This window comes from Pseudomonas sp. TE3899, from assembly GCF_056279105.1.
This window is the reverse complement of the sequence record NZ_JBWBQR010000001.1, coordinates 895,569-909,600: the sequence shown is the minus strand read 5'-3', so window position 1 is coordinate 909,600 and position 14,032 is coordinate 895,569. Positions and strand designations below refer to the sequence as shown.

Genomic DNA, 14,032 nt, shown 5'->3' with positions numbered 1-14,032 from the left:
TCTCCTTCATTATTGAGTACTGACCTGGCCACATAAGTGGTGGCCAGGACCGCCCTCAACATTTGCGATCGAGATTTATCAGTCGAACTTGACCAAGTCCTTGAAGATCAGTTGGCCCCAGGTATTTCCGCGCGCCTGCACCAGCAGTCCACCTTCCGAAAGCCCACCCAGCTTGATCGGCGAGAAACCAAGTTTTTCTGCCAGCGCACCAATTTCCGCTGCGGCGCCGTCATCGTCGCTCGCCAGGAACACGACTCTCCTGCCACCCTTCACGGCCGGATCCTGGCCAAGGACGGCGGCGCCCAAATGGTTGAAGCCCTTGACCAGTCGTCCACCCGTAAAAGCCTGCGCGACGACTCGGGAAGAAGGCTCTCCTCCCAGTTCTTCAGGGGACACGCCGTAGGCATTGGTCACATCGATGATGGTCTTCCCCTTCCAGCTCGGCAGCACCTTCGCGACGTCCGGGTGCGACTCGAAACGAACAGCCAGAAAAATGATGTCCGCCTTGACCGCGTCCGCCAGTGTTTTGGCAATGATTTGGGGGCCGATCGCGGCAGCGGCAGCGGCAAAGCTTTCCGGTTCACGCGTGGTTGCCACGGCTACTTCGATGCCATTGCGGGCAAACGCCTTGGCCAGGGCCTGGCCGATATTGCCGAAGCCGATAATTGCGTAGCTCATATATTCTCCTGAGGTTTATAGCGTTCTAAGGCGCTCCGAATCATCGAATGGAGCGCCTGGGCGTAGGGCGTCAGAGTTGCGCAAGACCGCCGTCAACGGCGACTTCGCTGGCGGTCATGAAGCTGCTGTCCGGCGACGCGAGAAAGGCGGCCACGGCCCCGATCTCCGCCGGATCGGCCATGCGCTGAAGCGGCGTCATCGCGGCGTAGATTTTCTGGCCCTCTTCGCCCAGCGCTTCCTTCGCAAGTTCGGTCGCCGTCGCCCCGGGCGACAGCACGTTTACCCGAATGCCGGTGCCCTTCAGGTCCTCGGCCCAGGTCCGCGCGAGGTTGCGCACTGCCGCCTTGCTCGCGCTGTAGGCGCTCATTCCCGGGGCGCCCGTGGTGCCGGCGCTCGAACCGGTCAGGATGATCGAACCGCCTTTGCCCATCAGCGGCAGCGCCTTCTGGACGGTGAAAATCGTCCCCTTCACGTTGGTGTCGAAGGTTTCGTCAATGTGCTCGGCGGTGATCTGGCCGAGCGCAAGCTGGCTTCCCGCCCCGGCGTTGGCGAAGACGATGTCGAGGGTTCCGCGCTCGGCCTTCACCGCCGCGTAGAGTCGGTCGAGGTCGGCCAGCTCGGACACCGAGCCCTTCACTGCGCGGGCATTGGGCCCGAGTTCGGCGACAGCGGCATCGAGCGCTTCCTGCCGGCGGCCAAAGATGAAGACAAAGGCGCCCTCCTCGATGAAGCGTTTTGCAGCGGCGCGGCCGATGCCGGTAGCGCCGCCAGTGATCACGGCGGTCTTTCCATTCAGTCTGGTCATGTCGTGCATCCTTCGTTGGAGTTGTGCCAAGCAGGGAATTGCTTGCTTGAGACTAGGATGCAGCGCTGATAACCTAAGGACAAGTATGTACCTTTAGGTAAGTATCAAAAAATGACGACGACTTCTGAAATCTGTGGCACCGGTTGTGGGCTCAACGCCACGCTGCGCATCATCTCGGGCAAGTGGAAACCGCTGGTCCTGTTTTTCCTGCGCGACGGCCCGAAACGTTACGGCGAGCTCAAGCGTTTGATCCCGGGCGTCAGTGACAAGGTGCTGATCCAGCAACTGAAGGATCTGGAGGCCGATCACGTGCTGGTGCGGACCGACTACAAAGAAGTGCCGCCGCGCGTGGACTACGCGTTGACCCCGCTGGGTCGCAGCCTGGCTGACGCGATCATGCCGCTGTGCACCTGGGGAACCGAGAATGCGGCGCAAATGGCAAGCATCTTCGCCAAGCGCGACGCTTTGCCATAGCAGGATGCTGACTGTCGCAAGCGTCTGGAAAATCCGGAGCTATTGCGCCGGTTGCAAGCTCAAGGAAGGCTGTAGTGAAAATCAGCAAGACGCAGGTCGTTCTCAATAGCCTATTGCGCCTTCTGCAGGTGCTCATGGGCTTGGCGGGCTGGATAGGCGCAGGGGTGATTCTGGGGCTGCACCTGCGCTCCGAGTTACAACCGTTTTTGTCGATGATCCTGGCGTCGGGGTTAGGTGTCGTTGCCTTGGTCGCGCATGAAGGCGGTCATTACCTGGGCGCCAGGTTGCATCACATGCCGGTGTTGATGATGCGAGTCGCCGCCGTGGAGGTTCAGGTAGGACGCCGGAGTTGGCAGATTCGCTGGTCGCCACAGCTCAAGGGTCGTCGACTCGGCGGCTATGTAATGGCGGCGACAAACTGTCAGCTTCCGCTGCGCCAGCAGATGCTGTGGTTTGTGCTGATGGGGCCCTTGGCCAATCTGCTCATGGGCCTGGCCTCAGCGGGATTGGGCTGGCTCACCGGTGGGCTAATGTCAGCATTTTTCCTGGCGTTTGCCATGCTTAACCTGAGCATGGCATTGGCTAATCTGATGCCAACCTCCCGCATTCTGCACAGCGACGGTATGCTCCTTATCGCCTGGTGGCTGCACCGCGACGACCAGCGTGCCGAATTGGCCGAGGTGCGCTTGCTGGCAATGTCAGTGGCAGGAGTAACCTGCGAGCAACTGCCGGAAACCGACATTGCACAGCTGTCCCAAGGCGCCATGCCTCAACCCTTGATTGCCATCGGCTACCGCCTTGGCGCCTTGCTGGACCGAGGCGATTTCCGGGCGGCGACGCAGCTGGAGCAGAATCTGGAGGCGGTGTTGCAGGAACATGCGCAGTCACTCAACGGCATGGGCACGCTGATCACTCTGTTGCGCGTTGAGTTCGCTTTCGTCCGCGCTTATCTAGAACAGGACGCGAGGCACCTGTGGGACGATTGGGCGAACAGCGACCTTGACTGGTTTAACCCTTGGCTGCGTCCACGCTGTGCGGCGCTGCGGGCGTTTTTGCAGGGAGACCTGCAACTGGGTGAACAATATTTGCAGCAGGCGCTATCAGCTGCGAACAACAGCGTGGTAGCTACGACAAGCCGCAGCGAGGCACTTCTGGCGGACAGCATGCGGGCATTACCGGCAGCGGTGCAAAGCAAGGATCTGGAGCCCGAGTGCGTGTCTTGTCCTGCGGCGAGGGGACTTGCCCCCTCGCCACAAAAACAGCGCTAGACGCTATTCCGACGGCATTGCCCGCAACCGCCGCCCAAGCACATCCAGCACATCACACCCATCGCGTAATGGAATGGCGCACAGCAGGGCAAAGTCGCTGAGGATGAAGGATTCACATTCGATTGAGCCGCGCATGGACAGGTTTTCCAGCGCTTGGGTTACGGCGCGGATTCGGTAATTGGCGGCGTCATACAAAACATCGAGCGGCGCGTGGGTGTCGACGAACAAGGTGGGCATGTCGTCGCAGTTGCTGGTAAGCGCCATGAAGCGGCTTTCGGGGTGGGGAGTTGGTTTTTTGTAAGGTGGATCAGGATGAAGATTTTTCATGCTTTTAGCCTCTGGTAGTAAATGAAGCTGCCAACAGCCCTCCTACAGGCTTGGGTGGCAGCCATACGCGGGGTAGGAATATCGAGACCAGAGAACTCGACCACACCGAAGCGTGCCCGCGCACGGCCGCCGCAGCTGATATTACGGTCGCACGCAGCCGGCCGCAAATCAGGTATCGACGCCAAAGCGTTTCTCATGGTCGGAAGGGTTCCTACACCCTGTCACTGAAAATGCAGCGACCACCAAAGCCTACCGATCAAACTCACCGCGCACCAGTTCACCAAAACCGCCACAACTTGAAGGAAATTTCCGAAGACCTTGCCCGGAAATTTCGCTCGGAAGGAAGCAATGTGGTGAAAGTATTCACTGAAGCTGGGCCTCGTTTATTCAGCCGCTGAGGGACCGATTTCGGCCAATCGCAGACGTCGAGCGTCGTCGGGAACCAAGTCAAAAACATAGGAGGTGCCCGCACCGCGAACGAAGCCACCTCAGCAAGTAGCTCCAATACGGCAGGGAGAAGAGAAGCGGAATCAATCGATAACGGGGCGCGGATCGAATGCCAGCACCGCAGGAGTGCTTGCGGCACTTTGCAAGGCCGCCTGGAAATGTTCTTGATCGCCTCTGTCGTTGAGGATATTGAAGAACAGCGACGTGCCGAATGAAATAGATGTGACAGGGATAACCCTTCGCTCTCCGGCGGCCAACGTTAGCTGCTCGGCGAGCAATACCTTTTCATTTCTTCGTTGGGTAACCACTTGCGACATTGAAATGGGAAAGGCTCCCGTGTTTTGAACAACGACACTCTCACCGCTTGGGCCCAAACGCCACAGCAAATTGCTAGCGGTTTCTGCGGTATTGGAATTGGCCAGTGCCGTGTTGACTAGCAGAAAAACAAACAACCCCATAAGCCAAACTTTAAATTTACACATTTTCATTATCCAATGATATTAAACTTAAGCAAGACCGCTACTTATTCAATACTCGTGACAAAGGTTAGGTTTGTGTTGATGTTACCACCAGAAAGTGCTTGATCTGGGTTTCGTTGTAGATCCGCGATAAAACCATATTTCAAACCGGTGGGACTGATCGTCGACGAACCATTGCTCGATAACTTGTAGCTCCTGGATAGATTAATCGGTGTTCCTTTGCCATCCTTCAATGCTATCTGAAGTCCTTTAGCGCAGTTGGCACATGACTTATTTAATAGTGCTGAACCGTCAGCACGAATATCGTCAGATACAAAGCTTAAGGAAACCGAATCATTAAAGCGCTTGGTGTCAGCCTGATTGGTGCATCCCGAGAACTCAATATCAAACGGTTCTGACGCGTTCGCCTCCGAAACTTCGCCAAAGTTGACCAAGATATCTGTGTTTACCAGGGAGCAGGTGGTAATAATGGCAGGCCCCTCATCGCCAGTGTGTAACAATACATGAAGGTAAGGGTTCGTCGGGGTTGTAGTCCCCCTATACCAACCTAAATAAAGAGTGTTCAGCTTAGGTCCCAGTTTGTAATTGCCAGGCGCGGAAAGTTGATATTGATTTCGAACAAAATTTTTCCGTATATATCCAGATTGCGGAAACGGCTGATCAATTCTAATCACTGTCGTCATAGACCCGAATGGAGCATCTACCCGACAGTAAGAAGGCGACACATCAAGATAGATGCCACTGATCGTCGACGTACAATAAGGGTCGCTAATACCTCCAGGACCGTAATATCCAACATAGGCCGCACTCCCATACGGCGCGCCTGGTACATTGTCACAATTGCTAACAGTCCAACCATATTCGAAGTAACCCACCACCTCGTGGAGCTTCGCGGACGCGAAATCACCGGTCATGACACTACGCGAATATAGATTATCAAAATAACATGCTGGAGATGCGCCGGCAGCACGCGCGCCCGCAGAATAATAAAACATGAGAAAAAAGATAATAACGAAGCGAACCACTGCACGCCCTCCACTCTAAATACATTGGGAAGGGATTAGATTATAAATGGTCGATCAACTTTGTAGGAATGGTCCGAGGCTTATGTCGGATGACGCCCTGCAGCTCTGTAGGATGCACGGTCATCTGTCCCCTCCGGCACCGATGCCTCTTCGACGAACGTCAGCTTTGGGTCGACTGCTGCCCTTCGCAACTGGTCGTTATCGACCGAACGTAAGGAGGTAGGAATTTTTAAAGCCCACCCTCCCACAACTCAGCAGCCACCTGCGAGCGTTACTACGTCCAGTAATCGACCTGAGGATGCCAGCCGCTCGTCAGAAGTCGCAATTCATCCTGAGCAATCTTGTCATTTGCCAAGGCTTAGGGCAGGGTCGATACCACTGAGATCTCTGCCAAAGGAGTCACGCCATGTCAAAGCTATATCCCAATATCGATCCCGAGGGGCTGGTCGAATACTCAGTGGTCTACACCGACCGCTCGCTCAACCACATGTCGCAGTCATTTCAAGGCGTGATGAAGAACATTTCCAGGACCCTGAAGCAGGTCTACAACGCCCAGGCGGTTGCGGTGGTCCCGGGCAGTGGCACGTTCGGCATGGAAGCGGTGGCGCGACAGTTTGCCACCAACCAGAAATGCCTGGTGATACGCAACGGCTGGTTCAGTTATCGCTGGAGCCAGATCCTTGAGATGGGCAACATCCCGGCGGCCACTACGGTGCTGAAAGCCCGACCGGTCGAGACTGGTCACCAGGCTGCCTACGCCCCACCCCCTCTGGACGAAGTGCTGGCAGCCATTGCGGCGCAGAAGCCGCAGATTGTCTTCGCCCCCCACGTTGAAACCTCATCAGGGATTATCCTGCCCGACGAGTACTTGCGGGCCGTCGGCGACGCCGTGCATGCGGTGGGAGGCCTGTTCGTGCTGGACTGCATCGCCTCAGGCACGCTATGGGTTGATATGGACAAATGCGCAGTCGACCTGCTGATCAGCGCACCGCAGAAAGGCTGGAGCGCCTCCCCTTGCTGCGCCCTGGTGATGCTCAGTTCTTTGGCCCTCGAGCGCATCGAACAAACGCAAAGCAGCAGCTTCGCCTGCGACCTGAAAAAGTGGCTGCAGATCATGCAGGCCTACGAACAGGGCGGACATGCCTACCATGCGACCATGCCCAGCGATTCCCTCGCGCGATTTAACGAAGTGATGAAAGAGACGCAAGCCTACGGTTTCGACAAGGTCCGCGGCGAACAACAGGCTCTGGGCGATCGGGTGCGCGCAATGTTGACCGGCAAAGGCATCAAAAGCGTCGCCGCAGCCGGTTTTCAGGCCCCTGGCGTAGTGGTGAGCTACACCGATGATGCCGACATCAAGAGCGGCAAGAAATTTGCCGAACACGGCCTACAGATCGCCGCCGGAGTGCCGTTGCAGTGCGACGAGCCGGCCGACTTCCAAACCTTCCGCATCGGTCTGTTCGGACTCGAAAAGCTGCACAATATCGAGCGCACGGTCAGCACCCTCGAGCAGGCACTGGACGAGGTGATGGTTAACTAAACGCTAAAAAAGGGACTGATGTGTTTTTCCTTTTTAATGGACTGTCGCAAAGGACTGCGACCCAAAACAGTCCTTGATGTATGTTTGTTTTTGGCATTCATGGAGGATTTTGGCTGATGGCACGCGTGGGATTGATACTGACACCCGGTTTTGCGGACTGGGAATATGCTTTCATTGCCGGAACTGCGTCCCCGTTTTACGGGATCGACGTCAGGTTTTTCGCTCCTGCCACGGGGCAGTTCCGCTCGCAGGGTGGATTAGCTGTAACGGTCGATAGCAGTTTGTATCAATGTCTGGACTGGAAACCGGACGTTGTTGTCGTCATTGGAGGAATGGTCTGGGAATCTGCAGAAGCACCGGATATTCGAGACTTTCTTCATGCCAGTCGTTCAAGTGGAGCGACAATTGCCGGTATCTGTGGGGGAACGCTGGCACTGGCGAGGGCCGGGCTTCTCGATACGGTTGCTCATACCTCGAACAGCGCTGACTTCTTACAACAGAAGGCCGTAGGTTATGAAGGGCACTCGCTTTATCGAAACAGCCCAGCAGCTGTGGTTGCGGACCGCATCATCACGGCTCCAGGCACCGCCCCCGTTAGCTTCACCTGCGCAGTGTTCGAAGGTGCCGGGCTATCTTCAGAGATCATTTTTCAGTTCAGATCAATGTTGGCAGCGGAACATGGTTGACCGCGCCGTCCCTGCATTTCGGGCACATTCTCAGGAGATAGCTTATGAGCGCTGGCGACGTGCCTGTGGGGCAAGTGGTACGAGGCTATGTAACCTTTGTCGGGAGTGAGGGGTCGTGGATCGGAGCACCGTTCATGAGCTTCAGCTATAGCGCCAATGGGAAGCGGTTTCACAAGTCTCTCAACGAAACCATTGACGCTTGGTCAACCGCAACGCTCCGTGAAGCCTCCTACGGGTTGAAGGTAGGCGACCCGGTGTCGGTTTGGTGCTCTCTCAGCGACCCGGACGTGTGTTGCGTCGGCGAAAAACCGGCCGAAAAACCAGCCATGTTGCGTTTGATTGAGGCTCTGGGAGCGATAGGCTATTTAAATTGATCCTCGCGGTCCAAGGCGAGGTCCGACTTTGTGCCTGAATCTCGACGCGCCATGGCAATTTCTGGCCGCTTCCCGCCCGTCACGACCGGCTGAAAACGACCAAAAGCAATGCCTGCTCCCCTACTCCGCCAGCGGCAACCGCAACCGGCTCCGATGAGACAAACCTACCTGCAACGCGAACGCAGCGATCACCGTGGCTGGCGCAGAAAAACTCCCCAAACCACCACCAGAAAACATCAACGCCAGCCCCAATCCCGTCGCGCCAAACCACGCCGTCAAGCCCACCGGGTTGAACGCGGCCACCCGCTCCAGCGCCGCCACATCACTGCGTCCATAGAGAATCTGCGCCAACGCCACGCCCACCCAGGCCACGACGAAAATCCCCTGATAAGCCAACGCCTTGAGGATGTACGCAAACACATCGGCAAGCATCAAGCCGTACACAATGACCCCGACCACCAACGCCCACATCAGGTACGAACCACGAATGCCAAACCGCCCGAAGAACGCCTGCATGTTCAACGTCGCCAAGTAGTAGTTGGCCGTGTTGATACGGGTTTGCGTGGCCCAGACAAACAACAATCCCCACAGGCCCATCAGTTGCAGAATCGCCATCACCACCGAGACTTCGTTCAGCGCGCCGTCGTGGGGAATGCTGCTGACCAGGTAGATGCCGGCCGCGCCGTTGAGCAGGAAGGTCACGGCGTAGAACGGCATGCCGAAGTTCCAGCGACCGTGGTACTCGGCGTCTTCAGGTTTGCCGAAACGCGCGTAGTCGAAGGTGAACAGCATCAGCACCCAGACGCCCATGTAGGCGACGAAGCAGTCCCACCAGCCGAAGGCGCTGGGGGTGGCCGGGCCGAAGTCGAGCCATTGCGGCTGGTAGCCATAACGACTGATCGACAGCCCCACCGCCACCAGCAAGCCGCCCAGGTACACCGGCAGCAGCACGCCGTTGAGCTTGTCCAGCCAGTGCTGCACGCTGCCCAGGATCATCGGCACGCTGTAGAGCACCACCGCCAACGCCGCCAGCGGATACACCAGTTCCGGGTACAGGTGATTGAGCGCGACGGCGATTACCGAGCCTTCGAACACCGCGTAATAGATCGCCGTGGAAAAGAAGATCAAGGTCGCCAGGCACGCCCCGGTGCTGCCGAACAACAGCCGCGAAAACAACGCCACCGACAAGCCGCTGCGAATCGCGAAACGACTGAGCACGCTGTTGACCAAGCCGTAGCTGATCACCGACAGGAGCATGCCGATCAGCGCATTGCGCGCGCCGTACGACAACGCCAGTGATGCGCCGACCACGATGTAGAACATCGCGCTGCACACCGCCCACCAGGCCATGGTCAGGGACAGTCGCCCCATGCGCGCTTCGGCGGGGACGGGTTGATTGGCCGGGTCTTGCCCGGTTTGACTCGATTGCGATAAAGCAGCCATATGCGTGAACTCCAGAACCAGTCAAAGGTTGAAGCGCGGGCAGCCGCCACCGCACCGAAGTGCGGCGTTGGCTTACCGTTTGGCATGGCCCGCGCTGTGCGGCGGGCAGAATCAGGAAGGGAACAGCTTGCTCAGGCAGCTGAGTTTTTTCTTATAGGAACGTCGCGCTTCCAGCGCCTCTTCGAGGGTCACCGCGACAAAGCGGGCCTTCTGGTTGGGTTGCATCTGGCCGATCAGGTCGAGGTCGGCGCTGATCACCGTGCCGATCATCGCGTAGCCACCGCCGGACACGGCATCGCGGTGCAACACGATCGGCTCGAGCCCGGCCGGGACCTGGATCGAGCCGATCGGGTAGCAACTGTCGACGATGTTCGACGGATCGGAACCGGCACCGAACGGTTGCTCCCGGGGCTGGAAGCTCAGCGCGCTGCCGCCCTTGAAGCGATAGCCGATGCGGTCCGCTTCCGAGCCGACCGTCCACGGCTCGGCGAAAAAGCTCTTCGCCGCCGATTCGGTCAAGCGGTGGTAGTACAAACCGGACACCACCCGCAAGGTGATTTCGCCGCCCAGCGCTTGCCGCAACGCCATCGGCAAACTGGCGCCGACGCGGCTCTTGCCGCTGGCCATGCCCACTGGCAATTCGTCGCCCGCGATCAAGCGTCGTCCTTGAAAACCGCCGAGTGCGCCGAGGGCATAGGTCGAACGACTGCCGAGCACCACCGGCACATCGATGCCACCGGCCACTGCCAAATAGGCACGGGCGCCAGCCTTGGGAAAGTCAAAGCGCAGCACCTGCCCGGCCTTCACTGCGAACGCCGTGTCGTGGTGCATTTCCACGCCATCGACCCGTGGCGTCATGTGCGCGCCGGACACGGCCACCAATGCGTCTTGTTGAAATTCCAGCTCCGGCCCGAGCAACGTGCATTCCAATGCCGCTGCACCCGCCGGATTGCCGACCAGTTGATTGGCTGCGCTCAAGGCGTATTGATCGAGCGCGCCGGAGGGCGGAATGCCCAGGTGGTAATACCCTTCGCGGCCCAGGTCTTGTACCGAAGTGGCGAGGCCGGGTTTGAGGACCTTGATCATGCCAACACCTCCTGCAGCGACTTGGGATAGCCGACGGGATCGGCGAGGAACGCGTCCAGCGAAAACTCCACCGGGCGAATCCGCAGATCGAAACGCCCGGCTTCGACTTCGGCCACCGCGTGGTCGTAGGCTTCACGGTCCATCGGTTTGAACTGCACGATGTCGCCCGGACGGAAAAACACCATGTGCTCTTTCAGGTACGCCAGGTTTTGCTGCGGGTCGTAGATCGGTGCCGGCGTGACGCCGAACATCTGATAACCACCGGCACCGCGCACCGAGTAGATGCAGCCGAAGCAGCCGCCGTGACCCAGGGTCAGTTTCGGCGTGTCGGTGCGCGGGCGCAGGTATTTAGGCACCTGCAACTGCCGCTCGCGTTCGACCATCTGGAACATGAACGGCAGCCCGGCGACGAAGCCGACCATCGAGACAAACCACGGCGCACCACTGTGGGCCGCAATGAATGCCTCGACGTCGGCCAGGCCGTTGATGCGTGCGGCGTATTCCAGGTCCGTGGCGCTCGGGTCCTGATGCCGGTCGCGAAAACGCATCAGGGTTTCATGGGTCCAGGGGTCGTTGTAGAGCACCGGGATCTCGATGATCCGGGTCTGCAACGTACGCTCGGCGACGGCCCCGGCCTCGGCGATTTTGACCGCTTCGAGCAAGGTATGCGGGGCGATGCGATCCGGGTCGAAACGAATCTGGAACGATGCGTTGGCCAGGCAGATATCGAGCACGCCATCCAGTGCCAGCCGTTCCACCGCGCGGGTGACGGCCAGGCCTTTGAAGAACGCTTCAAGGGACATGCTGTCGCTGACTTCGGCGAACAAATGTTCATCGGCGCCAAAGCTGTAGCGGATGGGCGTGCTCATACTTGACCTCCGCTGCGGCGCTCGGCCAGCCAGGTTTCCAGGGTGCCGGTGTGGAAGTCGGCGCTGTGCAGCCACGGTTGTTCCAGCAGTTCGCCGTGCAACGCCAAGGTGCTGGCCATGCCGGTGAGCGTGGTCCGCCTGACCGCCACCCGCGCGCGGGCCAGGGCTTCGGCGCGATCCGCACCGTGCACGATCAGCTTGGCTAACAGCGAGTCATAGTACGGCGGCACGCGGTAGCCTTGATACAGGTGCGTGTCGACGCGAATGCCCTCGCCCTGCGGCCAGATCAGTTCCTCGACCAGCCCCGGGCTGGGGAAGAAATCCCGCGCCGGGTCTTCAGCGTTCAGGCGCATTTGCAGGGCGGCGCCGTTGAGTCGGATGTCACTTTGCTTGAAGCCCAGCGGTTCACCACCGGCAATGCGCAACATGGCCTGGACCAGATCGATGCCGGTGATCAATTCGCTGACCGGGTGCTCCACCTGAATCCGCGTATTCATCTCGATAAAGAAGAACTCGCCAGTGGCGTCGTCATACAGGTATTCCAGGGTTCCGGCGCCCTTGTAGCCCAGGGATTCGGTCAGGCGCACGGCACTGGCGCAGAGCGTCTTCCCGTTGCTGCTGGCTGAGGACCGGCGACGGCGCTTCTTCGAAGATTTTCTGGCGTCGACGTTGCAGCGAACACTCGCGCTCGAACAGATGCACCGCGTGCTGACCGTCGCCCAGGACCTGCACTTCGATGTGCCGGGCCCTGCTGATAAACCGTTCCAGATACACCGCGCCATTGCCGAACGCCGCCTGGGCTTCGCGCTGGGAACGGGGAAATTCTTCTGCCAGTTGTTGGGCATTTTCGGCGAGGCGAATACCGCGTCCGCCACCACCGGCCGAGGCTTTGATCAGCAGTGGAAAACCAACGGCTTCGGCGGCTGTGAGCGCCGACTCGACGTCAAACAATTCACCGGGGGAACCCGGCACCACGGGCACGCCGGCCTCTTGCGCGGTGCGGCGGGCCTCGGCTTTGTCGCCCATGCGCCGGATCGTCTCCGGGCTCGGGCCGACGAAAATCGCCCCGGCGGCGAGGACCGCTTCGGCGAAATCGGCGTTCTCCGAAAGAAAGCCATAACCGGGGTGTACGGCATTGGCGCCGGTGGCTTTCAAGGCGCCGAGCAAGGCTTCGACGTTGAGGTAACTTTTATCCGCGCGGGCCGGGCCGAGGACGTGGATTTCATCGGCCATGCGCGCGGCCTGGGAGTCGACGTCCGCCTCGCTGCACGCCGCGACGGTGGGAATCCCCAGCGCTTTGGCAGCGCGGATAATCCGCACGGCGATCTCGCCACGGTTGGCGATCAGTAATTTATGAATGGCTTGCGTCATGATCGCGCCCTCACTCGTCGTCGAGTGTTGCGACGACCTGACCCGGTTCCACCGGATCGCCGTCTTCTACCAGGAATGCGCTGAGGCGACCGGCCGTCCCGGCGGTCAGTTCGGAAAACTGCTTCATGACCTCGATCAGGCCAATCACCGTGTCGGCACTGACCTGCGCGCCCACCTCGACGAAGTTCGCCGATTCGGGGGTGGCTTTGCGGTAGAAGGTCCCGGGCAACGGGGTGATTACAGTGTGTTCGGCCATGTCTGTTCCTCTTGGAATAGTTGTAGAAAGGCAGGCAAAAATGAATCGGTGTGCAAACCCTGGCATCTGTGTGCCAGGTGTCTCGTCCTGATTTAGCGCGGTGCGCGGACCTCGATCCCGGCGCTGTCGAGGGCACGGCGCGTGGCTTCGACCAACGCCAGGGCGCCTGGGGTATCGCTGTGTAAACAGATGGAATCGAATTCGATCGCCAGGTCTTCACCCTCGACCGTGCGCACCACGCCTTGCTGACAGGCACGCAGTACTCGCGCGGCGACTTGCGCCGGATCGTAGGCGCGGACGTTGCGGGTGAAGACGATGGAGCCCGTGAGGTCGTATTCGCGGTCGGCGTAGAACTCGCGGATCACCGGCTGGCCGAGCTCTTTGGCGACTCGCCAGATCACCGAGTCGGGCATGCAATACAGCAGCAACTCTGGCTCCAGGCGCTGGAGATGTTCCACCAGCAAACGCGCGGCCTCTTCGTCCCGAGCCAGGTGCATGTAGAGCGCGCCATGGGGCTTGATGTGTTGCAGGGCCACGCCTTGAACCCGGGCGAGTTCACGCAGGGCGCCCAACTGGTAGAGCATGTCGTCGACCAGTTCCTGGGCCGGTGCATTGATGTGTCGACGGCCGAAACCGACCAGGTCGCGAAACCCCGGATGCGCGCCGATGGCCACACCCAGGCGCTTGGCCTGCTCGATGGTGCGGCGCATGGTGCTGGGGTCGCCGGCATGAAAACCGGTGGCGATATTGGCCGAGCTGATGAAGCCCATCAGCTCATTGTCGACGCCATCGCCGATGGTCCATGGGCCGAAGCCTTCACCCATGTCCGAGTTGAAATCTACTGCTTGCATAACGCTTGCTCCTGACGCTTGTGACTTCATGCAGCCCAAGTTAGATTCCTCCG

At 59.2% G+C, this 14,032-nt stretch carries 15 protein-coding genes and 1 pseudogene; 5 read left to right on the top strand and 11 right to left on the bottom strand.

The features are described 5' to 3' along the window. Positions 1 to 78: 78 nt before the first annotated feature. Together ACZ89E_RS04140 and ACZ89E_RS04135 are read right to left on the bottom strand one after the other, a co-directional pair. Positions 79 to 678: an NADPH-dependent F420 reductase gene (locus ACZ89E_RS04140; protein WP_476254913.1), complete on the bottom strand. Its 600-nt coding sequence runs from the start codon at positions 676 to 678 to the stop codon at positions 79 to 81. 70 nt (positions 679 to 748) lie between these two features. Then, positions 749 to 1,483 carry an SDR family NAD(P)-dependent oxidoreductase gene (locus ACZ89E_RS04135; RefSeq protein ID WP_149659790.1) on the bottom strand — a complete coding sequence of 245 codons (735 nt, stop codon included), beginning with the start codon at positions 1,481 to 1,483 and terminating at the stop codon, positions 749 to 751. A 111-nt stretch (positions 1,484 to 1,594) separates the two neighbouring features. Here ACZ89E_RS04135 and ACZ89E_RS04130 point away from each other — a divergent pair, with 111 nt between their 5' ends. Further along, positions 1,595 to 1,957 (top strand): winged helix-turn-helix transcriptional regulator, encoded by a 363-nt coding sequence (locus ACZ89E_RS04130; protein ID WP_149659791.1) that lies wholly within the window; start codon positions 1,595 to 1,597, stop codon positions 1,955 to 1,957. A 74-nt stretch (positions 1,958 to 2,031) separates the two neighbouring features. Then, positions 2,032 to 3,225: a M50 family metallopeptidase gene (locus ACZ89E_RS04125; protein WP_476254912.1), complete on the top strand. Its 1,194-nt coding sequence runs from the start codon at positions 2,032 to 2,034 to the stop codon at positions 3,223 to 3,225. A gap of 3 nt (positions 3,226 to 3,228) precedes the next feature. Here the strand turns inward: ACZ89E_RS04125 and ACZ89E_RS04120 are convergent, their stop codons facing one another. The 3 genes from ACZ89E_RS04120 to ACZ89E_RS04110 all read right to left on the bottom strand — a co-directional run bounded on the left by ACZ89E_RS04120 (position 3,229) and on the right by ACZ89E_RS04110 (position 5,503). After that, entirely contained in the window at positions 3,229 to 3,552 is a 324-nt protein-coding gene (locus ACZ89E_RS04120; protein ID WP_476254911.1) for a hypothetical protein, read from the bottom strand. Between the two features lie 530 nt (positions 3,553 to 4,082). Continuing rightward, the gene (locus ACZ89E_RS04115; protein WP_149659793.1) at positions 4,083 to 4,481 is read right to left on the bottom strand and encodes a hypothetical protein; all 399 of its coding nucleotides are present in this window, start codon (positions 4,479 to 4,481) and stop codon (positions 4,083 to 4,085) included. Positions 4,482 to 4,522: 41 nt separating this feature from the next. Then, complete coding sequence (locus ACZ89E_RS04110) at positions 4,523 to 5,503, bottom strand: fimbrial protein (RefSeq protein WP_463257793.1); 981 nt, start codon at positions 5,501 to 5,503, stop codon at positions 4,523 to 4,525. A 406-nt stretch (positions 5,504 to 5,909) separates the two neighbouring features. On the opposite strand from ACZ89E_RS04110, the gene ACZ89E_RS04105 reads away from it, so the two are divergent. The 3 genes from ACZ89E_RS04105 (at position 5,910) to ACZ89E_RS04095 (ending at position 8,103) form a co-directional block, all read left to right on the top strand. Then, positions 5,910 to 7,043: a pyridoxal-phosphate-dependent aminotransferase family protein gene (locus ACZ89E_RS04105; RefSeq protein WP_476254910.1), complete on the top strand. Its 1,134-nt coding sequence runs from the start codon at positions 5,910 to 5,912 to the stop codon at positions 7,041 to 7,043. Between the two features lie 116 nt (positions 7,044 to 7,159). After that, positions 7,160 to 7,729 carry a DJ-1/PfpI family protein gene (locus ACZ89E_RS04100; RefSeq protein ID WP_476254909.1) on the top strand — a complete coding sequence of 190 codons (570 nt, stop codon included), beginning with the start codon at positions 7,160 to 7,162 and terminating at the stop codon, positions 7,727 to 7,729. 134 nt (positions 7,730 to 7,863) lie between these two features. After that, positions 7,864 to 8,103 (top strand): hypothetical protein, encoded by a 240-nt coding sequence (locus ACZ89E_RS04095; RefSeq protein ID WP_476254908.1) that lies wholly within the window; start codon positions 7,864 to 7,866, stop codon positions 8,101 to 8,103. Positions 8,104 to 8,223: 120 nt separating this feature from the next. Here the strand turns inward: ACZ89E_RS04095 and ACZ89E_RS04090 are convergent, their stop codons facing one another. The 6 genes and pseudogenes from ACZ89E_RS04090 to ACZ89E_RS04065 form a co-directional block, all read right to left on the bottom strand. Beyond that, entirely contained in the window at positions 8,224 to 9,546 is a 1,323-nt protein-coding gene (locus ACZ89E_RS04090) for a purine-cytosine permease family protein (RefSeq protein WP_476254907.1), read from the bottom strand. A 111-nt stretch (positions 9,547 to 9,657) separates the two neighbouring features. Continuing rightward, entirely contained in the window at positions 9,658 to 10,632 is a 975-nt protein-coding gene (locus tag ACZ89E_RS04085) for a 5-oxoprolinase subunit C family protein (RefSeq protein WP_476254906.1), read from the bottom strand. After that, positions 10,629 to 11,501, bottom strand: coding sequence for a 5-oxoprolinase subunit B family protein (locus ACZ89E_RS04080; protein ID WP_149659799.1), 873 nt, complete (start codon positions 11,499 to 11,501; stop codon positions 10,629 to 10,631). The genes ACZ89E_RS04085 and ACZ89E_RS04080 overlap by 4 nt, the downstream gene beginning before the upstream one ends. Next, positions 11,498 to 12,872: pseudogene (locus ACZ89E_RS04075) on the bottom strand (acetyl-CoA carboxylase biotin carboxylase subunit). Before ACZ89E_RS04075 ends, ACZ89E_RS04080 begins: the two are co-directional and overlap by 4 nt. A gap of 10 nt (positions 12,873 to 12,882) precedes the next feature. Then, on the bottom strand, positions 12,883 to 13,128 hold the full coding sequence (locus ACZ89E_RS04070) for an acetyl-CoA carboxylase (protein ID WP_095079351.1): 246 nt from the start codon (positions 13,126 to 13,128) through the stop codon (positions 12,883 to 12,885). Positions 13,129 to 13,220: 92 nt separating this feature from the next. Next, positions 13,221 to 13,979: a 5-oxoprolinase subunit PxpA gene (locus ACZ89E_RS04065; RefSeq protein WP_476254905.1), complete on the bottom strand. Its 759-nt coding sequence runs from the start codon at positions 13,977 to 13,979 to the stop codon at positions 13,221 to 13,223. Between the last annotated feature and the right edge of the window lie 53 nt (positions 13,980 to 14,032).